The organism is Salmonella sp. SAL04162 (genome assembly GCF_046551535.1).
In the GTDB taxonomy this organism is placed as follows: Bacteria; Pseudomonadota; Gammaproteobacteria; order Enterobacterales; family Enterobacteriaceae; genus Salmonella; species Salmonella enterica.
Window position 1 is genome coordinate 358,052 of sequence record NZ_JBGDVX010000001.1, and the last position, 21,434, is coordinate 379,485.

Below are 21,434 nucleotides of genomic sequence, written 5' to 3' on the forward strand. Positions count from 1 at the left end.
TGGCTGGAGGCTGGGTGGTAAAAAGACGTAATTTATTGCATTTTAATAACGGTGCCCGGTCAGAGCGCGATCTTGGGGATCTGGTCACTAAAGTTTTTGAGAAAGCGGCGAAAAAAGAACCGCAACCGCTATACACATTTAGCCTGCCGTTGCTGAGTGTGCAGGATGAGATCCGTGTTTACTGTAAGAAAAAAAATATCAAAATAGGGTACGATACGCTGTTTATGGAAATAACCTTTTCTGCTGACAGAGAAGCGGTAGACGAACTCATTAAACACTTTTTTACTGAAAATAAGCTCTATTTGAGAGGGCGGTTTTATCTGTCCGCGGCGGTGGTATAAGTTAGCATGAGTATAATATAGCGAGAAACCCATCTCTCGCTTTTGTGTGGGGCGAGCGTTTCCTGGCGGAAAATCTGCGCCCTGATCCTCCTTTTGTGCGTTAACTTCCGGAATCCTCCTCATTTCGTGTTAATCTGGCCCCTGATGGTTGCCATCCAAACTGCCTGCAAAAAAATTATTTTTATCCGCTGCAATGTAAGAGGCCTACAGGCGGAAGTCATCACTGAGGAAAAGCGTTATGAAAATGGAACCATTAAACGAGAACGAGCTGGAATGGCTGGATGATGTGCTGACGAAATACAATACCGATCAGGCCATTTTGGATGTCGCGGAGCTGGACGGTCTGATTACTGCGGTACTAAGTTCTCCGCGTCCCATCGAGCCGGAACAGTGGCTGGTCGCGATATGGGGGGGACCCGCGTACGTACCGCGCTGGACATCTGAAAAAGAAATGACGCGATTTATGGATCTGGTGTTCCAGCACATGGCGGACACAGCCGCCCGGCTTGAAGACTATCCAGAACAGTTCGAGCCGCTGTTTGGCCTGCGAGAAGTTGATGGCCATGAATTAACGATTGTTGAAGAATGGTGCTTTGGTTACATGCGCGGAGTGTCGCTGTCCGACTGGTCTGACTTGCCGGATACGCTAAAACCGGCGCTGGAAGCGATTGCCTTACACGGCACTGAAGAAAACTTTGCGCTGTTGGATAAAATGAGCCCGGAAGCGTTCGATAAAAGCGTTGACGCTATCCGTATCGCGGCGCTTGAGCTTCATGCCTGGTGGATGGCGCATCCGCACACGACGCCGCTACAGATGCCGATAAAAGCAGAGGTGAAAGTGGGGCGTAACGATCCTTGTCCATGCGGGAGTGGCAAAAAATTTAAGCAGTGCTGCCTGCATTAATGGCTCGTAAACGGCCATAGCGTGATGATTATCGAGCCTGGACGGCGTCCGGGCCCGGTAATCTTTGCCTGGCATTAACCTGGATCGGGCAGGAACCCCAGTGCGATCGAAAACTGGACGCCAATCACGACAATGCCGCAGATAAACACCAGCGCCAGCGCTGGCGTGCCGCCTGCCACACGATATCCCGCCTGAGGGCTCTGTTTACGGCATTGCCAGACCAGCATAGCAGGGATGAGCAGTGCCAGCACTGCCAGCGCTACGCCGGCATAGCCTAATGCCATCACAAATCCACGTGGGTAGAAAAGCGCAAACGCCAGCGGCGGCAGAAAGGTAATCAGCCCGGTTTGCAGACGTCCGGACACCGTACTGCGGCGCTGGAATAGATCGGCCAGGTAATCAAATAATCCTAGCGCTACGCCCAGAAAAGAGGTCGCCAGCGCCAGATCGGCGAACAGGTGGACCGCCAGTTCGACATGTGGCGAAGCGACCACTTCTCTGAGTGCCTGCAGCAGGCCATTTAACCCGGCATGGCTGGCCAGTAGCCCTCTGAATGTCGGCGAGTCGATACTTCCCAGCGTGGCGAGCTGCCAAAAAATATAGGCCACTAACGGAATGGCACTACCCGTCATAAAGACCCAACGCAGCCGGCGAATGTTGCCGTTCATATAACTCACAATACTCGGTACGCTTCCGTGAAAACCAAACGAGGTGAAAATGACCGGTATGGCGGATAACGCCAGCCCCTGCTGTAAAGGAAGCGTAAGAAGATTTACTTTATGAATATGTGGCGTGAGCAACGCAAGCATGATGACCAGAAAAATGATCTTTGCGCTAAACAGGAAGCGGTTAAAAAGGTCGACCAGCGAGGTGCCCACACACACCACCCCACCGGCAACAAAGGTGAACAGCAGCACCCCGGCAGCGGGCGAGAGCGTGGCGCCAAGCCAGTTATTAATACTGGATGCCAGTAATTCTCCGGCTCCGGAAATGTAGGCGGCGGTGAGCGCATACATTAAGAACATCATACTGAATCCCGTAAGCCACTGTCCGTAACGTCCAAGATAGCGTTTTGCCAACGAGCCCAGCCCGGTATCTGCCGGAACCTGTTGATATACCTCCAGTAATAGTAGCGCGGTATAACACATCAGCGCCCACAGGCCAATCAACAATCCCAGCGTGACGCTGAAACCAACGCCAGCCGCTGCCAGCGGCATTGCCAGCATCCCGGCGCCGATAGTGGTGCCTGCCACGATAAAAATACTGCCCAGAGTTCTGTTTTTCACGCTTTCTACTACCCCGGTAACAAAGAACGGTGATATCCGCGGCGCAGGGTAAGGCATTACGCTATTTTCGTCAAATGGTCGTTACAATGGGTGTACTGTAAAATTTACAGTTCCGGGCATAAAAGCGAATATGGGAAGAGACGCGGACAACCGCCGCAAACCTGCGCTAGCGCAAAGTCGCTCGCACACGGACACATTAGGCTACGAGTTTTATTCAGGAGGGGTTATGGATTCCATTCACGGTCACGAAGTACTCAATATGATGATTGAGTCGGGCGAGCAGTACACGCATACCTCGCTGGAGGCGGCAATAAAAGCGCGCTTTGGCGAGCGGGCACGATTTCACACCTGTTCAGCGTCAGATATGACGGCGGCGGAACTGGTCGTGTTTCTGGCGGCGAAAGGAAAGTTTATTGCCGTGGAGGACGGTTTTTCAACGCATGAGAGTAAAATCTGCCGCCACTAATACGCCACGGTGAGAGCTCGTCTCACCGTGTAAGGACGTGTTGGATTAATTTTGCGTATCCAGTGTGGAGAGTTCTTTATCAATGAAATAAAGCCCTTCGCCGCTTTTTCCCGCCAGCGTTAATTTATCAATAATAGATTTGAACAGTTTTTCTTCTTCATGCTGTTCTGCCACATACCACTGCAAGAAATTAAATGTCGGATAATCCTGGCTGGTCATTGCGGCATGAGCCAGTTCATTAATTTTTTGCGTAATAAGCTGCTCATGCTCATAGGTCGCGCGGAACAGCTCATCCAGTGAGGTGTACTCAGCGAAGGGCGAAGAAACGGTATTAATGCGCGGCAGGCTTCCGGTATCGGTAAGGTAGTCAAACAGGCGCTGCATATGCGTCATCTCTTCTTGCGCATGGCGACGAAGAAATGCGGCCGCGCCTTCAAAACTGTGATAGCTGCACCACGCGCTCATTTGTTGATAGAGCAGGGAGGAGTACAACTCCAGATTCATTTGCTCATTCAGTTTGTCGATCATTTCTGTTTTCAGCATGGTTCCGCTCCACAAATAGCAAAAGATATACAGTAATGTGGCGCCACTATAATTTGTTATTTTATTATTTGCAAAAGGTAAAATATTAAATTTAATTATTAAAAATACGAATGGGAATAAAACGCATTAACGCCAGTGTATAGTGTATAAAAATAAAGGAAAGCCAGCACCTTCATGCTGGCAATAGCGACCTTGCACTCTCCTCCATTGTAGATGGTGTCGGCGTTAAGCCAGCCGCCTTAATAATAAAGCGGCATGATTTGCGGGACGGCAACGCCCCGGCACTGCCAGGAGAGGGTAAATCGGGTGTTCAGACACAACGAGCCCGCATAAATGCTACAGGTTCCTACCGGCTGACCAAACGAAACGGCATCGGCATAGCCCATCTGCTGGCATTCGCGTGTTGCGGTCCCGTGAGATACATAGTCATCTGTCCGTGAAGTAAAAAATAGCGGCTGGTTATACGTCAGGCGCACGATGCCGCTTATCGGGCTGGCTTCGCTGACCTGCGCTTGTCGAGTAATGGTGCATCCCGTCAGGGCTAGCAGTGAAAGAGTAAAAATAAGAGGCTTCATAAAATCGCTCCGACAATTCGGTATCAGACCATGCTACCTCGTGTCTTGCACCGTCAATGGCTGGAATAACTTACGGATTCGCCTTGATTAAAGGTAACGGCAGGGGGTTTACAGCGGGAACAGAAAATGTGTGAGCGTCTTTTCATTTAATGAAACTTCGTTTCATTAAATTTGAATGTGTGTTCGCAAATGTGTAATGTGGGAAAAACGTCATGATTTACGCAGGCGCGGCCGTCTGCATTCAGGAGGAACACGATGAAAATTGCACTGATGATGGAAAATAGCCAGGCCAGCAAAAATGCCATCATTTATAACGAACTTAGCGCCGTCGCCAATGAAAAGGGATTTCCGGTTTTTAACGTCGGCATGTGCGACGAAAATGACCATCACCTGACGTACATTCATTTAGGCATCATGGCGAGTATTCTGCTTAATGCAAACGCGGTTGATTTTGTGGTTACTGGCTGTGGCACCGGGCAGGGCGCGCTGATGTCGTTAAATATTCATCCTGGTGTCATTTGTGGCTATTGCATCGATCCGGCAGATGCTTTTCTGTTTGCGCAGATCAACAACGGCAATGCGTTGTCCCTGCCATTTGCGAAAGGCTTTGGCTGGGGCGCTGAGCTGAACGTGCGTTTCATCTTTGAAAAAGCGTTTACCGGGCGTAAAGGCGAGGGGTATCCGCCTGAGCGCAAAGCGCCGCAGGTACGCAATGCGGGCATTTTGAACCAGGTTAAGGCCGCGGTCGTCAAAGAGAATTATCTGGATACACTGCGGGCTATCGATCCTGAACTGGTTAAAACGGCGGTTTCAGGGCCGCGTTTCCAGCAATGTTTGTTTGAAAACGGCCAGAATAAAGAAATAGAAGCGTTTGTACGTGAGATGCTGGGGTAATGCCCAGACAAGACAGAGACGTTTCGCGCCTGTCGGCTGGCATGATGTGCCGATAATACGCCAGTAGCGACAGGCGCCACCTCTGGCAAACAGACCAGAAACGGTGTAGGCCGGATAAGCTGCTTCGCGTTGCTATCCGGCTAATAACGTCTCAATATTGTCGCTCGGTGTGCCGCTATCAGTGATGCTGATAGGTCACAACGTTAAGGAGATGCTGATCGGTTTGCGCCAGGCATAACCCTGCTCGTTTAGCGCTGCGAACTTCTTCGAGAATAGTTTGTAAAAGTACGCCATCCTGCTGCTGCTCTTTTTCCAGGGTATGGAGAAAATCGAGCGTTGAGGCATCATTCAGCGCTTTCGCTTCATCTGCCAGACGCGACAGCGTGCTGGCGCGTTGCTGATAATCCTCCAGGGTTTTCTGGAACAATTCTTCCAGAGAGCAGAGCTCTTCACCCGGAACGTCAATGGCTTTAACGATAGGGGTGGCGCCGGCGTTTTTCATAAAATTAAACATGCGCATCATTTGCGTCACGTTGCCTTGCGCCTGGGTACGAAGAAAGGTGGCGGTGCCTGTTAAACTGTGTTCAGAACACCATTCGCTTAGATGGAGGTAAAGATTTGATGCGTAAAACTCAAGGTTCATTGGCGTGTTGAGCTTTTGAACCATTCCTACAGCTGCCATAACAATATCCTTATTTCCAGAAAGTGTTGATGTGCATGACAGACGAGAATGCAACGGGTCGTTGTCACATTCTTACCTCTATGCACAATAAATACTCTTAGCAGAAGAACTCCGTTCCGCCAGTCCCTTATGCGATCTCATTTCCTGTTTATCGATCGGTAATGAGAATAGCGCGTCAATAAAAATAAGAAAATCCTTAAATGCAATTGTTTATCTTTTTTTACATTTTCAGCGGTGTGATTTTTTCAGGTGTAATGATTTTTGGTGTGGAGCAGTTGCAACACTTTGAAAGTTAAATGATATTATATAGATTTGTAATTTGTGAAACATTGTTTCAGATCATGGGGTAAGCCTTTCAAGTATGGTAATTTCAATAAAATAAACATTAGCCAGTCTGGATATCACACGCATAAACGGTTGAGAGCAAATATGCCTGTTTTTATAAACTAGCCGATTTTGCGGTAGATCATTTTTAATGTCATTAATCATACGAGCACGTTATTCGGTTGAGCGCAGTTTTGATGGGTGACTCGTTAACAAGGAGCAGTCAATGAAAAAGGTCGCGGTGCTGTTGGCACCAGGATTTGAAGAAGCAGAGGCCATTGTTACTCTTGATATTCTGCGACGTTTGCATATCGACGTCGAAACGCTGGCGTGTGCTGAATCACGGGCGGTGGTGAGTTACCATGATATTCCTATGGTTGCGGACAGCACGCTGAGTGAACGCCAGCAGGCGCTTTTCGATGCGGTAGTGCTGCCGGGCGGTCCGCAGGGGAGCGCTAATCTGGCGGCTAATCCGGCGGTGATCGCTTTCGTTGCGCGTCATGATGCGGCAGGCAAATTAATTTGTCCTATCTGTTCCGCGGCGGCAAGGGTGCTGGGTGCTCACGGATTGCTGAAGGGGCGTCGTTATGTCTGTTCCGGCGACCTGTGGAAAGCGGTTCCGGAAGGTGTCTATGTGGATGCGCCCGTTGTTGAAGATGGTAATTTAATTAGCGGCAAAGGCTTGGGGCATGTCTTTGATTTCGCGCTAACCCTTTCCGCCAGACTGCTGGGAGACGATGTGCCGGTTCGCGAACAGGCTGAACATATCTATTATTCCTGGTAATCGTTATTCACCCAGGGCCGTAAGGATTAGCTGGCTGATGTTATGGATTAATGTGCTGGCTTTCCTGCCTTTTGGCTGATGAATTCGCTCTGGGTTATGTCATTTTTCGCTAAAACTATTCCTGCCATCAGCATTTATCTAATGAATGAAAGATAGTGCACCGTTTTACGTCCTCTCTAACAAGAATCGTTTGACTTTACCCTACATAAAAAACGCTAAAGCTGGTCAATGACTTCCCTGGGTTATGAGTTAATCGTTATTTCTGCGTGTGTCTTAGGGGGGGATTCCTGAAAGGCGGCCTCGGAAAAGTCTCATATGTGGTGGCGAGCGTACTGATATCAGGAACGGTGGAGAACGCGATGAACCTGTTCAACATTTCACCTTTTGCACAGTACGTGGTTCGCGGCTGAATCCTTCTGGCAGCAGTTATCTTCGACTATTATAAGCAAAAAGCGAAGCGTACGATTTGATGAATTAACACTCAACTAAACAGTATAGCTTCACGACATCGCCAGCCGCTACCCCGGCTGGCGATGGTCTTTCTAAATGGCGAGCAGCGTCACACTGTCTATACTTACATGACTAATGAGACCGTTTGTGAGTCTCAATATGATGATAAGGAGGAGACCAGGGTGGCAGAACCGTTAACCGTATCCCCCGAACTCACTGCGAACTATGCGTATTTTTTTGACCTTGATGGCACATTGGCAGAGATAAAGCCTCATCCAGATCAGGTAGTGGTACCGCATAAAATCCTTCAGTTGTTAGACCGTCTTGCGGCGCACAACGCAGGGGCACTGGCATTGATTTCAGGGCGTTCAATGACTGAGCTGGATGCTTTGGCGAAGCCTTTTCGCTTTCCGCTCGCTGGCGTTCACGGGGCAGAGCGTCGTGACATCAATGGTAAAACCCATATCGTGCGCCTTCCTGAAGCGGTAGTCCGTGAGGTGGAGGCGTTATTACGTTCGACGCTTGTAGCGCTGCCCGGAACGGAGCTGGAGACGAAGGGGATGGCGTTTGCGCTGCACTACCGTCAGGCTCCGGAACATGAAGCGGCGCTATTGGCGCTTGCGCAACACGTTACGCAGCACTGGCCGCAACTGGCGTTGCAGCCTGGTAAATGTGTTGTGGAAATCAAACCTAAGGGAACCAATAAAGGCGAAGCCATTGCCGCCTTTATGCAGGAGGCGCCCTTTGCGGGACGGATTCCCGTTTTTGTGGGCGACGATTTGACCGATGAGGCTGGCTTTGGCGTGGTGAATCACGCTGGCGGAATTTCCGTAAAAGTGGGCGTCGGGGCAACCCAGGCGGCATGGCGGCTGGAAAGCGTACCCGATGTCTGGCGCTGGCTGGAGCAAATCAATTATCCACAACAAGAACAACAAGTAATGAATAACAGGAGAGATGGCTATGAGTCGTTTAGTCGTAGTATCTAATCGAATTGCCCCCCCGGATAATAAAGGCGGCGCCGGCGGCCTCGCCGTTGGCGTGCTTGGCGCGCTAAAAGCGGCTGGCGGGTTGTGGTTCGGCTGGAGTGGCGAGACAGGTAACGAGGATGAGCCATTAAAAAAGGTGACAAAAGGTAATATTACCTGGGCATCGTTTAACCTGAGTGAACAAGATTACGAAGATTATTACTGTCAATTTTCCAATGCGGTTCTCTGGCCTGCGTTCCATTATCGTCTGGACCTGGTACAGTTTCAGCGTCCTGCATGGGAAGGCTATATGCGGGTGAATGCGTTATTAGCGGATAAGTTATTGCCCCTCATTAAAGAGAACGACATCATTTGGGTGCATGACTACCACCTGTTACCGTTCGCCAGCGAGCTGCGTAAACGCGGCGTGAACAACCGAATTGGTTTTTTCCTGCATATTCCATTCCCGACCCCGGAGATTTTTAACGCTTTACCGCCGCATGATGAACTGCTGGAGCAGTTGTGTGACTTTGATCTGCTCGGGTTCCAGACCGAAAATGATCGCCTGGCTTTTCTGGATAGCCTTTCGAGTCAAACGCGAGTCACGACTCGCAGCGGCAAGCAGCATATCGCGTGGGGTAAAGACTTCCAGACAGAAGTGTATCCTATCGGTATTGAGCCCGATGAGATTGCTCTGCAGGCAGCCGGGCCGTTGCCGCCTAAACTGGCGCAGCTCAAGGCGGAACTGAAAAATGTGAAGAATATTTTTTCCGTTGAGCGGCTGGATTATTCGAAAGGGCTGCCGGAACGCTTTCTGGCGTATGAAGCGCTACTGGAAAACTACCCGCAGCATCGGGGAAAAATTCGTTATACCCAAATTGCGCCTACGTCACGCGGCGAAGTACAGGCATATCAGGATATTCGCCACCAGCTTGAGACGGAAGCAGGCCGGATTAATGGGAAATATGGACAATTGGGCTGGACGCCGCTCTATTATCTGAATCAGCATTTTGACCGTAAACTGTTAATGAAGATATTCCGTTATTCAGACGTCGGGCTCGTCACCCCGTTGCGTGACGGGATGAACCTGGTGGCGAAAGAGTTTGTCGCCGCGCAGGACCCCGCTAATCCTGGCGTACTGGTACTGTCACAGTTTGCCGGCGCGGCGAATGAACTGACGTCGGCGTTAATCGTCAATCCTTACGATCGGGATGACGTGGCGGCGGCGCTCAATCGTGCGTTAACGATGCCCCTTGCCGAGCGTATTTCGCGCCATGCGGAAATGCTGGACGTGATCGTTAAAAATGACATTAACCGCTGGCAGGAGCGTTTTATTCATGACCTAAAGGAGGTCACGCCGCGTAGCCCTGAGCGTCAGCAGCAGAACAACGTGGCGACGTTCCCTAAGCTGGCCTGAAATATTGCGAGCGGCGACTAGTCGCCCGCTAACGGCACCAGCAACACATCTACCTGGCTGGCGCTGACGACACTTTTTGCCGAGCAGGACGCGCGCGAAAAGAAACTGTGGTTATGGTTGCCGCAAATGACCAGATCAACATGGTGTTTGCGGCACACAGCCAAAATATGCTGGCTTAACTCACCTGATGCGATGAAAGTTTGTTCAATCGGATAATCCGCCTTTTCCCCCAGCATCTTAAGAAAATTCTCAGTTTCCTCATGCATAACCGCGCGTAAATCCTCCATCATGGGCGCGGCGAACTGGTTATACAGTTCGGGATCGGAAGCGAGAGTAATCAGGCTTACTTTCGCCTGAACAGGGCGGGCGATAGAGACCGCTTTAGCCAGTAGCTGGTGACTTTCCGGGGTGACGGCAACGGCGACAAGAATATGGGTGTAGCTCATAACTCGCTCCTTGATTGCAAGAATATGAGATTGTGCTTTAGCTTTACTCTGTTTAGCGCATTTCTGCAATGCGTTAATGCCACATTAATGTGAAGGACATCATAATTAATCATTAATTATTCTTATGTAAAGAATCGTGGCATAAGACACTTTTTACACACCACCAGGATGCTTTATTTAAACGGGTGAACAAGGAAAGCTAAAAGTTAAATCAAATGAGCTTATTTTTAACAGAGGAGGGCGTATGCTGTGACGAGATTAATTAATAACGTTTAATATTTAAGCCACTGTTTACTAAAGGTAAAATAGAATCGTTTCTAAAATAGAAATAATAGCCTGTTATCTATTATCCTGGCGTTATTTTAACAGAGAGAAACAAAAAAGAATTTGGTGTTGACGTCCCCCTATTCAGCAGTGTGGAATAGAAAAAGTGAACATTAGGTTATTAATTAAACAAAGTAAAAGCCATGCTGATGGTTTTATAGTAAGTATTCTGTTAAATTATGTGATCTACATCACATATTTTCTAAAATCGCCGTCCCGCTCCGTTGTATGTCACGAAGCTGACGAGTAGAGTTGCGTCGAATTAGGAAAAATCTTAGGCATTTGTAAAAATTGATGTAAACGTGTAAGGCGAATCTCAGTGGGAAGCTGCGTTATACGTCACAATGTCCACAATGTCTGAGCGCTGCTATGCATTTGACCTTTTTGCTTCTTTTACCGGGCCTTCCCGGCGACATCACGGGGTGCGGCTACGTCGCACAAAAATAAAGTTGGTTATTCTGGATGGGAACAATGCATACATCCGAGTTGCTAAAACACATTTATGACATCAATTTGTCATATTTACTCCTTGCACAGCGTTTGATCGTCCAGGACAAAGCATCTGCGATGTTCCGCCTCGGTATCAACGAAGAGATGGCAAACACACTGGGCGCGTTGACCTTGCCGCAGATGGTCAAACTGGCGGAGACGAACCAGTTAGTTTGTCATTTCCGGTTTGACGATCATCAGACGATCACCCGTTTGACTCAGGATTCGCGCGTCGATGATTTACAGCAGATTCACACAGGTATCATGCTTTCAACGCGTCTGCTCAATGAAGTGGACGATACGGCGCGTAAGAAAAGGGCATGATAATGAGTGAAAAAAGCATTGTTCAGGAAGCTCGCGATATCCAGTTGGCGATGGAGTTGATTAATCTTGGCGCTCGTCTACAAATGCTGGAAAGCGAAACACAGCTCAGCCGTGGTCGCCTCATCAGGCTGTACAAAGAATTACGCGGTAGCCCGCCGCCTAAAGGGATGCTGCCATTTTCGACAGACTGGTTTATGACCTGGGAGCAAAATATTCATGCCTCCATGTTCTGCAACGCCTGGCAATTTTTACTGAAGACCGGCTTATGCAGCGGTGTGGATGCGGTGATTAAAGCTTATCGGCTTTATCTTGAGCAGTGTCCGCAACCGCCTGAAGGGCCGTTGTTGGCGCTGACTCGCGCATGGACGCTGGTGCGTTTTGTTGAAAGTGGGTTGCTTGAATTGTCGAGCTGTAACTGCTGCGGTGGGAACTTTATTACCCATGCGCATCAGCCCGTGGGCAGCTTTGCGTGTAGTTTATGCCAGCCGCCATCCCGCGCAGTAAAAAGACGTAAACTTTCCCGAGATGCTGCCGATATTATTCCACAACTGCTGGATGAACAGATCGAACAGGCTGTTTAACCGAAACGGTGTGGACAAACACTCCAGCAGCGGTAAGTCATTACCGCTGCTTTTTTTTGCCTTGCCTTCGCGTTAATCGCCCGACTGCGCATCCTGTCATAGTCAACAGCGGAAGGATGATGTCGTGCTTATCTTATTAGGTTACCTGGTGGTTATCGGTACAGTTTTCGGCGGTTATGTCATGACCGGCGGACACCTTGGGGCACTCTATCAACCTGCTGAACTGGTCATCATTGGCGGCGCGGGGATAGGGGCGTTCATTGTCGGCAACAACGGGAAGGCCATCAAAGGCACGATGAAAGCGATCCCGTTGTTATTTCGTCGTTCGAAATACACGAAATCTATGTACATGGATTTGCTGGCGTTGCTCTATCGCCTGATGGCCAAATCACGCCAGCAGGGGATGTTCTCCCTTGAACGCGATATTGAAAATCCGAAAGAGAGTGAAATCTTCGCCAGTTATCCGCGTATTCTGGCCGATGCGGTAATGCTTGATTTTATTGTCGATTATCTGCGCCTGATCATCAGCGGCAACATGAATACGTTCGAAATTGAAGCGTTGATGGATGAAGAGATTGAAACCCATGAAAGCGAGGCGGAAGTTCCGGCCAACAGTCTGGCGATGGTGGGGGATTCGCTGCCTGCCTTTGGTATCGTCGCGGCGGTAATGGGGGTGGTTCACGCTCTGGCTTCAGCCGATCGTCCGGCAGCGGAGTTGGGGGCGCTGATTGCCCATGCCATGGTAGGTACGTTCCTCGGTATTTTACTGGCTTATGGATTCATTTCACCGTTAGCGACCGTTTTGCGCCAGAAGAGCGCCGAAACCACCAAGATGATGCAGTGCGTAAAAATTACACTGCTGTCTAATCTGAACGGCTATGCGCCGCCGATTGCCGTGGAATTTGGTCGTAAAACGCTTTATTCCAGTGAGCGTCCATCGTTTATTGAGTTGGAAGAACATGTTCGCGCAGTGAGAAACCCAAACCAGCAGCAGACGACTGAGGAAGCATGAAAAATCAGGCTCATCCCATTGTCGTCGTAAAACGCCGCAGGCACAAACCGCACGGCGGCGGGGCGCACGGTTCCTGGAAAATTGCCTACGCCGATTTTATGACGGCGATGATGGCTTTTTTTCTGGTGATGTGGCTGATTTCCATCTCCAGCCCTAAAGAATTAATTCAGATTGCCGAATATTTTCGTACGCCGTTGGCCACCGCGGTAACGGGGGGGAACCGGATTGCCAATAGCGAGAGCCCGATACCAGGCGGCGGCGATGATTACACCCAACAGCAGGGTGAAGTGGAAAAGCAGCCGAATATCGACGAGCTGAAAAAACGGATGGAGCAGAGTCGGTTAAACAAACTGCGCGGCGATCTGGATCAGCTGATCGAATCCGATCCCAAACTGCGCGCGTTACGTCCGCATCTGAAAATTGATTTAGTTCAGGAGGGGTTGCGCATCCAGATTATCGACAGCCAGAACCGCCCGATGTTTAAAACCGGCAGCGCCGAAGTTGAGCCGTATATGCGCGATATCCTGCGTGCGATTGCGCCAGTGTTAAACGGTATACCTAATCGCATTAGCCTGGCCGGCCATACCGATGACTTTCCCTACGCGAACGGCGAAAAAGGCTATAGCAACTGGGAGTTATCCGCCGATCGCGCCAATGCCTCGCGTCGCGAACTGGTCGCTGGCGGGCTGGATAACGGAAAAGTATTACGGGTGGTTGGCATGGCCGCCACGATGCGGCTGAGCGATCGCGGTCCTGATGACGCCATCAACCGCCGTATAAGTCTGCTGGTGTTAAACAAACAGGCGGAACAGGCCATTTTGCATGAAAACGCTGAAAGCCAGAATGAGCCGGTAAGTGTATTACAACAGCCTGCGGCAGCCCCGCCGGCAAGCGTACCCACATCGCCAAAAGCGGAACCGAGGTGATAGCGTGAGCATGGATATTAGCGATTTTTATCAGACATTTTTTGATGAAGCTGACGAGCTGTTGGCTGATATGGAGCAGCATCTGCTGGATTTGGTGCCGGAATCCCCGGACGCTGAACAACTGAACGCCATTTTTCGCGCGGCGCACTCCATTAAAGGCGGCGCGGGCACATTCGGCTTCACTATTCTGCAGGAAACCACGCATTTAATGGAAAACCTGCTGGATGAAGCCCGACGCGGTGAAATGCAGCTCAATACCGACATTATCAACCTGTTTTTGGAAACGAAAGATATTATGCAGGAACAGCTCGACGCCTATAAAAACTCCGAAGAGCCGGATGCCGCAAGCTTCGAATATATCTGCAATGCGCTACGCCAGTTGGCGCTGGAGGCGAAAGGCGAAACCACGCCGGCGGTCGTAGAAACCGCGGCACTAAGCGCGGCGATCCAGGAAGAGAGCGTAGCCGAAACCGAATCGCCTCGTGACGAGAGTAAACTGCGCATTGTACTTTCACGGTTGAAAGCCAATGAGGTCGATCTGCTTGAAGAAGAGTTGGGCAATCTGGCTACTCTGACGGATGTCGTTAAGGGAACGGATTCACTGTCGGCAACTCTGGATGGCAGCGTCGCGGAAGATGACATTGTCGCGGTGCTCTGTTTTGTCATCGAGGCCGATCAGATCGCTTTTGAAAAAGTGGTCGCCGCGCCCGTGGAAAAAGCGCAAGAGAAAACCGAGGTAGCGCCGGTAGCGCCTCCGGCAGTCGTTGCGCCAGCCGCCAAAAGCGCGGCCCATGAACATCATGCGGGGCGTGAAAAACCTGCGCGTGAACGCGAGTCCACCAGCATTCGCGTGGCGGTAGAGAAAGTGGATCAGCTCATAAACCTGGTCGGCGAGTTAGTGATTACCCAGTCAATGTTGGCCCAGCGTTCTAACGAGCTGGACCCGGTAAACCACGGCGATCTCATTACCAGTATGGGGCAGTTACAACGTAACGCCCGCGACTTACAAGAGTCGGTGATGTCGATTCGTATGATGCCTATGGAGTACGTCTTCAGCCGTTTCCCGCGTCTGGTACGCGATTTAGCGGGCAAACTGGGCAAGCAGGTAGAGCTGACGCTGGTGGGGAGCTCCACTGAACTTGATAAAAGCCTGATCGAACGCATTATCGACCCGCTGACGCACCTGGTGCGCAACAGTCTCGACCACGGGATTGAAATGCCGGAAAAACGCCTTGAGGCGGGGAAAAATGTTGTCGGCAATCTGATTCTTTCCGCAGAACATCAGGGCGGGAATATTTGTATTGAAGTGACCGATGACGGCGCGGGGCTTAACCGTGAGCGTATCCTGGCGAAGGCCATGTCGCAGGGGATGGCGGTGAATGAAAACATGACCGACGATGAAGTGGGCATGTTGATCTTCGCGCCGGGATTCTCAACTGCGGAACAGGTCACGGATGTTTCCGGTCGCGGCGTTGGCATGGATGTGGTGAAACGTAACATTCAGGAGATGGGCGGTCACGTTGAGATCCAGTCAAAACAAGGCTCCGGCACCACGATTCGTATTCTGCTGCCGCTGACGCTGGCCATCCTCGATGGGATGTCGGTTCGCGTGGCGGGGGAAGTTTTTATCCTGCCGTTGAATGCGGTGATGGAGTCGCTGCAACCGCGTGAAGAGGATCTTCATCCGCTGGCGGGCGGCGAACGGGTTCTGGAAGTTCGCGGCGAGTATTTGCCGCTGGTCGAATTGTGGAAAGTGTTTGACGTGGACGGGGCGAAAACCGAAGCCACGCAGGGCATTGTTGTGATCCTGCAAAGCGCGGGACGCCGTTACGCGCTGCTGGTCGATCAGCTCATCGGTCAGCACCAGGTGGTGGTCAAAAATCTGGAAAGCAATTATCGCAAGGTACCGGGGATTTCCGCCGCGACGATCCTGGGCGACGGCAGCGTCGCGCTGATTGTTGATGTTTCCGCATTGCAGGGTTTAAACCGCGAACAACGTATGGCGATCACAGCCGCCTGATTGAGTGAGAAGGGAATAATATGACCGGTATGAGTAATGTAAGCAAACTGGCCGGCGAGCCGTCAGGTCAGGAATTCCTGGTGTTTACACTGGGAAATGAAGAGTACGGCATCGATATCCTGAAAGTGCAGGAGATCCGTGGCTATGACCAGGTGACGCGCATCGCCAATACACCGGCCTTTATAAAAGGGGTGACTAACCTGCGCGGCGTGATTGTACCCATTGTCGATCTGCGCGTGAAATTCTGCGAAGGCGACGTTGAGTATGATGACAATACGGTAGTGATCGTACTGAATCTGGGGCAACGCGTCGTCGGGATAGTGGTAGACGGTGTGTCTGACGTACTGTCGTTAACGGCGGAACAAATCCGTCCGGCGCCAGAATTTGCCGTGACCTTGTCAACAGAATATTTGACGGGATTGGGCGCGCTCGGCGAGCGTATGCTGATTCTGGTGAATATCGAAAAACTGCTTAACAGCGAAGAGATGGCGCTGCTGGATATCGCAGCATCACACGTCGCGTAATAACGTTGCCGGATGGCGTCGCGCCATCCGGCAATATTCACCGTTATGCTTCCGCCAGCGGTGAGAGTGCCTCTTCATCGCCCGCGCCCAGCCCCTGCATTTTGCGCCGGCATCGCCGCTGCGACACTGTTATTGTCAATATCGTCTTCCGGAACAGCGTATTTCCTTTTTGCAAAAGTAAAGTTATCACCGCAGGTGCCGATAACGTTGATAACTCGTTATCAGGAAGGTGCCTTATGTTTAACCGTATCCGCGTTGTCACAATGCTGATGATGGTGCTGGGGGTTTTCGCACTGCTACAGCTTGTTTCCGGTGGTTTGCTGTTTTCTTCATTACAGCATAACCAGCAAGGTTTTGTTATTTCTAACGAATTACGCCAGCAACAAAGCGAACTCACGTCGACATGGGACTTAATGCTGCAAACGCGCATTAACCTGAGCCGCTCCGCCGCACGCATGATGATGGACGCTTCTAACCAGCAGAGCAGCGCCAAAACGGATTTACTCCAGAATGCAAAAACGACCCTCGCACAGGCGGCGGCGCACTACGCCAATTTCAAAAACATGACGCCATTGCCAGCGATGGCGGAGGCCAGCGCGAACGTCGATGAAAAATATCAGCGCTATCAGGCCGCATTAACCGAACTTATTCAGTTTCTGGACAATGGCAATATGGATGCCTACTTCGCCCAGCCAACCCAGGGAATGCAAAACGCGTTGGGCGAGGCGCTGGGCAATTACGCCCGGGTGAGCGAAAACCTGTACCGCCAGACATTTGATCAAAGCGCTCATGACTACCGTTTTGCGCAATGGCAACTGGGGGTTCTTGCGGTCGTGCTGGTGCTGATTTTGATGGTGGTTTGGTTCGGCATTCGTCATGCCCTGCTTAACCCATTAGCGCGAGTGATTACTCATATCCGTGAAATTGCCAGCGGCGATCTGACGAAAACGCTCACCGTCTCAGGACGTAATGAAATTGGCGAACTGGCGGGAACGGTTGAACATATGCAACGCTCGCTGATTGACACCGTGACGCAGGTTCGTGAAGGTTCGGATGCGATTTATTCCGGCACCAGTGAAATTGCCGCCGGTAATACCGACCTCTCTTCCCGTACCGAACAACAAGCCTCCGCTCTGGAAGAGACGGCGGCCAGCATGGAACAACTGACGGCCACCGTGAAGCAAAACGCCGATAACGCCCGTCAGGCTTCGCAACTGGCGCAAAGCGCCTCCGAGACCGCGCGTCATGGCGGCAAAGTGGTCGACGGCGTAGTAAACACTATGCACGAAATTGCCGACAGTTCGAAAAAAATCGCTGACATTATCAGCGTTATCGACGGTATTGCCTTCCAGACTAACATTCTGGCGCTGAACGCGGCGGTAGAAGCGGCGCGCGCGGGAGAGCAGGGGCGCGGTTTTGCGGTCGTGGCAGGCGAGGTGCGTAATCTGGCCAGCCGCAGCGCCCAGGCGGCGAAAGAAATAAAAGCGTTGATTGAAGATTCCGTCTCGCGTGTCGATACCGGTTCAGTGCTGGTGGAAAGCGCCGGGGAAACCATGACTGACATCGTCAATGCCGTTACACGCGTCACGGATATCATGGGCGAAATCGCCTCCGCCTCGGATGAGCAAAGCCGGGGTATCGATCAGGTCGCTTTGGCCGTTTCCGAAATGGATCGCGTAACGCAACAGAACGCCTCGCTGGTTCAGGAATCCGCAGCGGCCGCCGCCGCGCTGGAAGAGCAGGCCAGCCGTCTGACCCAGGCGGTATCGGCTTTCCGCCTGGCATCGCGACCGCTGGCGGTAAATAAACCTGAGATGCGTTTGTCAGTGGACGCTCAGTCCGGCAATACGCCGCGGCCCTTAGCCGCCGGGGATGATGCGAACTGGGAAACCTTCTGATCGACGTGCGCTGTCGGTTATCGATTAATTTGCGAACCCGCCGATCCCTTTCGTCTGGTTCGCATAGATAAAAGCAAAAAATGTGTAATACGGGAAGCATGGCGCTGCCGCAGGGCGCGCCCGTTGTATTTTGAATGTGATTAAGAAGGCGCTATGACATCATCTCTGCCCTCCGGGCAAACGTCAGTATTGTTACAGATGACACAGCGCCTCGCGCTGTCCGACGCGCATTTTCGTCGGATATGTCAATTAATCTACCAGCGCGCAGGGATCGTGCTGGCCGACCATAAGCGGGATATGGTTTATAACCGCCTGGTCCGTCGGCTGCGTGCCCTGGGACTGGATGATTTTGGCCGTTATCTCAGTATGCTGGAGGCTAATCAAAACAGCGCTGAGTGGCAGGCTTTTATCAACGCTCTGACTACCAACCTGACCGCTTTTTTTCGCGAGGCGCACCATTTTCCCATCCTTGCGGAACATGCGCGTCGCCGCCACGGCGAGTACCGCGTCTGGAGTGCGGCGGCATCGACAGGAGAAGAACCTTACAGTATCGCCATTACGCTGGCGGATGCGTTGGGGATGGCCCCCGGTCGCTGGAAAGTATTCGCCAGCGATATTGATACTGAAGTGCTGGAAAAAGCGAGAAGCGGTATTTATCGCCTCAGCGAACTGAAAACGTTATCGCCGCAGCAGCTACAACGTTACTTCATGCGCGGTACGGGGCCGCATGAAGGACTGGTGCGCGTGCGTCAGGAACTGGCCAATTATGTTGAATTTTCCTCCGTTAATTTGTTGGAAAAGCAGTACAACGTACCCGGTCCCTTTGACGCGATTTTTTGCCGTAACGTCATGATCTATTTTGATAAAACGACTCAGGAGGACATTCTGCGCCGTTTTGTTCCACTCCTTAAACCTGACGGACTGTTGTTTGCCGGTCACTCAGAAAACTTTAGCAACCTCGTGCGCGAGTTTAGCCTGCGCGGACAGACGGTGTATGCGCTAAGTAAGGATAAAGCATGAGTAAAATCAGGGTATTGTCAGTTGATGATTCCGCGTTAATGCGCCAAATCATGACTGAAATTATTAATAGCCATAGCGATATGGAGATGGTGGCGACTGCGCCGGACCCGTTGGTCGCCAGGGATCTCATCAAAAAATTTAATCCGGACGTATTGACCCTGGACGTTGAGATGCCGCGTATGGACGGCCTCGATTTTCTGGAAAAACTGATGCGCCTGCGACCGATGCCGGTGGTGATGGTCTCTTCGCTGACCGGTAAAGGTTCCGAAGTGACGCTACGGGCGCTGGAGTTGGGGGCCATCGATTTTGTCACTAAACCGCAGCTTGGCATTCGTGAAGGTATGCTGTCGTATAGCGAGATGATCGCCGAAAAAGTGCGTACCGCCGCGCGGGCCCGCATCGCCGCACATAAACCGATGGCGGCCCCGGCAACCTTAAAAGCCGGTCCGCTCCTCAGTTCGGAGAAACTGATTGCTATCGGCGCTTCAACGGGCGGTACTGAAGCTATCCGACATGTGCTGCAACCGCTGCCGCTTTCCAGTCCGGCAGTGATTATTACGCAGCATATGCCGCCTGGCTTTACCCGCTCGTTTGCCGAGCGTCTGAATAAACTCTGTCAAATCAGCGTGAAGGAGGCCGAGGACGGCGAACGCGTATTGCCAGGTCATGCCTACATTGCGCCCGGCGACAAGCATATGGAGCTGGCGCGTAGCGGGGCGAATTATCAAATCAAAATTCATGATGGCCCGCCGGTAAACCGGCATCGGCCTTCCGTGGATGTGCTGTTTCATTCGGTGGCGAAACACGCGGGGCGCAACGCCGTAGGCGTCATTCTTACGGGGATGGGCAACGATGGCGCCGCTGGAATGTTAGCGATGTACCAGGCTGGCGCCTGGACCATTGCGCAAAACGAAGCAAGTTGTGTGGTGTTCGGCATGCCGCGCGAGGCCATCAATATGGGTGGCGTAAGCGAAGTGGTCGATCTTAGCCAGGTAAGCCAGCAGATGCTGGCGAAAATCAGTGCCGGACAGGCGATACGTATTTGAACCAGGAGTAGTATTTTATGGCGGATAAAGAGCTTAAATTTTTGGTTGTGGATGACTTTTCGACCATGCGTCGTATCGTGCGCAACCTCTTAAAAGAGCTTGGATTTAACAATGTGGAAGAGGCCGAAGACGGCGTCGATGCGCTGAACAAGCTCCAGGCGGGCGGCTTTGGTTTTATTATCTCCGACTGGAACATGCCGAATATGGATGGCCTGGAGCTGCTGAAAACCATTCGCGCCGATAGCGCCATGTCGGCGTTACCCGTGTTGATGGTCACGGCGGAAGCCAAGAAAGAGAATATTATCGCCGCCGCACAGGCTGGCGCCAGCGGTTATGTCGTAAAACCGTTCACCGCAGCGACTTTGGAAGAGAAGCTCAACAAAATCTTTGAGAAACTGGGCATGTGAGGATGCGATGATGATGCAACCATCTATCAAGCCTGCTGATGAAGGCTCAGCAGGAGACATCATTGCGCGCATCGGTAGTCTGACCCGAATGCTGCGCGACAGCCTGCGTGAACTGGGACTGGACCAGGCGATTGCCGAAGCGGCGGAGGCGATCCCTGATGCGCGCGACCGTCTGGATTACGTCGTCCAGATGACGGCGCAGGCGGCGGAACGCGCGCTAAACAGTGTCGAAGCCTCGCAGCCGCATCAGGATGCGATGGAAAAAGAGGCGAAAGCGCTAACCCAACGTTGGGACGAGTGGTTTGACAATCCGATCGAGCTTTCCGACGCCCGTGAACTGGTGACGGATACGCGCCAGTTTCTCAGGGATGTCCCGGGCCATACCAGCTTTACTAACGCGCAACTGCTGGACATCATGATGGCGCAGGATTTCCAGGATCTGACGGGTCAGGTGATCAAACGCATGATGGACGTGATTCAGGAGATTGAACGCCAGTTGTTAATGGTGCTGCTGGAAAACATCCCGGAACAGAGCGCGCGACCAAAACGCGAGAACGAAAGCTTACTCAACGGCCCGCAGGTGGATACCTCGAAAGCTGGCGTTGTCGCCAGTCAGGATCAGGTGGACGACCTGCTGGACAGTCTTGGCTTTTAAGCTTTTTTGACCTGATGGCGCTGCGCTTATCGGGTCCGAATCCGTCAACCAGGCCGGATACGAGACTTTCTTATCGTATCCGGCTATCTCTATTAACGCCATAAACCCCGCCTTTTTTACCGCTTACTCTG

24 protein-coding genes and 1 pseudogene are annotated in these 21,434 nt (G+C 51.6%); 19 read left to right on the forward strand and 6 right to left on the reverse strand.

Annotation, left to right across the window (positions count from 1 at the left end; genetic code table 11):
- Positions 1–14: 14 nt before the first annotated feature.
- Positions 15–341 (forward strand): glucose-6-phosphate dehydrogenase, encoded by a 327-nt coding sequence (locus ACLJRH_RS01940; protein ID WP_000240837.1) that lies wholly within the window; start codon positions 15–17, stop codon positions 339–341.
- A 238-nt stretch (positions 342–579) separates the two neighbouring features.
- Positions 580–1,245: a YecA family protein gene (locus ACLJRH_RS01945; RefSeq protein ID WP_000781521.1), complete on the forward strand. Its 666-nt coding sequence runs from the start codon at positions 580–582 to the stop codon at positions 1,243–1,245.
- A gap of 74 nt (positions 1,246–1,319) precedes the next feature.
- On the opposite strand, the gene tyrP is transcribed toward ACLJRH_RS01945, so the two are convergent.
- On the reverse strand, positions 1,320–2,531 hold the full coding sequence (gene tyrP, locus ACLJRH_RS01950) for a tyrosine transporter TyrP (protein WP_410958002.1): 1,212 nt from the start codon (positions 2,529–2,531) through the stop codon (positions 1,320–1,322).
- A gap of 226 nt (positions 2,532–2,757) precedes the next feature.
- On the opposite strand from tyrP, the gene ACLJRH_RS01955 reads away from it, so the two are divergent.
- The gene (locus ACLJRH_RS01955) at positions 2,758–2,997 is read left to right on the forward strand and encodes a YecH family metal-binding protein (RefSeq protein ID WP_000377241.1); all 240 of its coding nucleotides are present in this window, start codon (positions 2,758–2,760) and stop codon (positions 2,995–2,997) included.
- Positions 2,998–3,042: 45 nt separating this feature from the next.
- Here the strand turns inward: ACLJRH_RS01955 and ftnA are convergent, their stop codons facing one another.
- Entirely contained in the window at positions 3,043–3,540 is a 498-nt protein-coding gene (gene ftnA, locus ACLJRH_RS01960) for a non-heme ferritin (RefSeq protein ID WP_000920619.1), read from the reverse strand.
- Between the two features lie 239 nt (positions 3,541–3,779).
- Positions 3,780–4,115, reverse strand: a complete 336-nt coding sequence (locus ACLJRH_RS01965; protein ID WP_000803229.1) for a YecR-like lipofamily protein — start codon at positions 4,113–4,115, stop codon at positions 3,780–3,782.
- A 255-nt stretch (positions 4,116–4,370) separates the two neighbouring features.
- Here ACLJRH_RS01965 and ACLJRH_RS01970 point away from each other — a divergent pair, with 255 nt between their 5' ends.
- Positions 4,371–5,009 carry an RpiB/LacA/LacB family sugar-phosphate isomerase gene (locus ACLJRH_RS01970; protein WP_000684804.1) on the forward strand — a complete coding sequence of 213 codons (639 nt, stop codon included), beginning with the start codon at positions 4,371–4,373 and terminating at the stop codon, positions 5,007–5,009.
- A 178-nt stretch (positions 5,010–5,187) separates the two neighbouring features.
- On the opposite strand, the gene ACLJRH_RS01975 is transcribed toward ACLJRH_RS01970, so the two are convergent.
- Complete coding sequence (locus ACLJRH_RS01975; protein WP_000741707.1) at positions 5,188–5,691, reverse strand: non-heme ferritin-like protein; 504 nt, start codon at positions 5,689–5,691, stop codon at positions 5,188–5,190.
- Between the two features lie 550 nt (positions 5,692–6,241).
- Between ACLJRH_RS01975 and ACLJRH_RS01980 the strand changes: the two genes are divergently transcribed.
- The 4 genes and pseudogenes from ACLJRH_RS01980 (at position 6,242) to otsA (ending at position 9,631) form a co-directional block, all read left to right on the forward strand.
- Positions 6,242–6,799, forward strand: a complete 558-nt coding sequence (locus tag ACLJRH_RS01980; RefSeq protein WP_000754801.1) for a DJ-1/PfpI family protein — start codon at positions 6,242–6,244, stop codon at positions 6,797–6,799.
- Positions 6,800–7,027: 228 nt separating this feature from the next.
- Positions 7,028–7,209, forward strand: a pseudogene (gene araH, locus ACLJRH_RS01985) (L-arabinose ABC transporter permease AraH); the annotation flags it as partial.
- 222 nt (positions 7,210–7,431) lie between these two features.
- Positions 7,432–8,235 carry a trehalose-phosphatase gene (gene otsB / locus ACLJRH_RS01990; protein WP_000840114.1) on the forward strand — a complete coding sequence of 268 codons (804 nt, stop codon included), beginning with the start codon at positions 7,432–7,434 and terminating at the stop codon, positions 8,233–8,235.
- Positions 8,210–9,631: an alpha,alpha-trehalose-phosphate synthase gene (gene otsA, locus ACLJRH_RS01995; protein ID WP_000089042.1), complete on the forward strand. Its 1,422-nt coding sequence runs from the start codon at positions 8,210–8,212 to the stop codon at positions 9,629–9,631. The genes otsB and otsA overlap by 26 nt, the downstream gene beginning before the upstream one ends.
- 17 nt (positions 9,632–9,648) lie before the next feature.
- Here the strand turns inward: otsA and uspC are convergent, their stop codons facing one another.
- Positions 9,649–10,077: a universal stress protein UspC gene (gene uspC, locus ACLJRH_RS02000; protein ID WP_000122606.1), complete on the reverse strand. Its 429-nt coding sequence runs from the start codon at positions 10,075–10,077 to the stop codon at positions 9,649–9,651.
- On the reverse strand, positions 10,074–10,190 hold the full coding sequence (locus ACLJRH_RS02005; RefSeq protein ID WP_031601778.1) for a hypothetical protein: 117 nt from the start codon (positions 10,188–10,190) through the stop codon (positions 10,074–10,076). Before ACLJRH_RS02005 ends, uspC begins: the two co-directional genes overlap by 4 nt.
- Positions 10,191–10,872: 682 nt before the next feature.
- Between ACLJRH_RS02005 and flhD the strand changes: the two genes are divergently transcribed.
- From flhD to cheZ, 11 genes are all read left to right on the forward strand, one after another.
- A complete protein-coding gene (flhD, locus tag ACLJRH_RS02010) occupies positions 10,873–11,214 on the forward strand; it encodes a flagellar transcriptional regulator FlhD (protein ID WP_001518146.1) in 342 nt (113 codons plus the stop codon).
- Positions 11,211–11,795 (forward strand): flagellar transcriptional regulator FlhC, encoded by a 585-nt coding sequence (gene flhC, locus ACLJRH_RS02015; RefSeq protein WP_000605987.1) that lies wholly within the window; start codon positions 11,211–11,213, stop codon positions 11,793–11,795. Before flhD ends, flhC begins: the two co-directional genes overlap by 4 nt.
- Before the next feature lie 124 nt (positions 11,796–11,919).
- Positions 11,920–12,807 carry a flagellar motor stator protein MotA gene (motA, locus tag ACLJRH_RS02020; RefSeq protein WP_000906312.1) on the forward strand — a complete coding sequence of 296 codons (888 nt, stop codon included), beginning with the start codon at positions 11,920–11,922 and terminating at the stop codon, positions 12,805–12,807.
- Positions 12,804–13,733 carry a flagellar motor protein MotB gene (gene motB, locus ACLJRH_RS02025; protein WP_000795653.1) on the forward strand — a complete coding sequence of 310 codons (930 nt, stop codon included), beginning with the start codon at positions 12,804–12,806 and terminating at the stop codon, positions 13,731–13,733. The genes motA and motB overlap by 4 nt, the downstream gene beginning before the upstream one ends.
- A gap of 4 nt (positions 13,734–13,737) precedes the next feature.
- On the forward strand, positions 13,738–15,753 hold the full coding sequence (cheA, locus tag ACLJRH_RS02030; protein WP_023137485.1) for a chemotaxis protein CheA: 2,016 nt from the start codon (positions 13,738–13,740) through the stop codon (positions 15,751–15,753).
- 20 nt (positions 15,754–15,773) lie between these two features.
- Positions 15,774–16,277 carry a chemotaxis protein CheW gene (gene cheW, locus ACLJRH_RS02035; RefSeq protein ID WP_000147295.1) on the forward strand — a complete coding sequence of 168 codons (504 nt, stop codon included), beginning with the start codon at positions 15,774–15,776 and terminating at the stop codon, positions 16,275–16,277.
- A 236-nt stretch (positions 16,278–16,513) separates the two neighbouring features.
- Entirely contained in the window at positions 16,514–18,175 is a 1,662-nt protein-coding gene (tar, locus tag ACLJRH_RS02040) for a methyl-accepting chemotaxis protein II (protein WP_000483279.1), read from the forward strand.
- Between the two features lie 153 nt (positions 18,176–18,328).
- Positions 18,329–19,195, forward strand: a complete 867-nt coding sequence (cheR, locus tag ACLJRH_RS02045; protein WP_000204362.1) for a protein-glutamate O-methyltransferase CheR — start codon at positions 18,329–18,331, stop codon at positions 19,193–19,195.
- Entirely contained in the window at positions 19,192–20,241 is a 1,050-nt protein-coding gene (gene cheB, locus ACLJRH_RS02050; RefSeq protein WP_000036404.1) for a protein-glutamate methylesterase/protein glutamine deamidase, read from the forward strand. Before cheR ends, cheB begins: the two co-directional genes overlap by 4 nt.
- A gap of 17 nt (positions 20,242–20,258) precedes the next feature.
- Positions 20,259–20,648, forward strand: a complete 390-nt coding sequence (gene cheY / locus ACLJRH_RS02055) for a chemotaxis response regulator CheY (RefSeq protein WP_000763861.1) — start codon at positions 20,259–20,261, stop codon at positions 20,646–20,648.
- 10 nt (positions 20,649–20,658) lie between these two features.
- On the forward strand, positions 20,659–21,303 hold the full coding sequence (cheZ, locus tag ACLJRH_RS02060; RefSeq protein ID WP_000983586.1) for a protein phosphatase CheZ: 645 nt from the start codon (positions 20,659–20,661) through the stop codon (positions 21,301–21,303).
- Positions 21,304–21,434 lie beyond the last annotated feature (131 nt).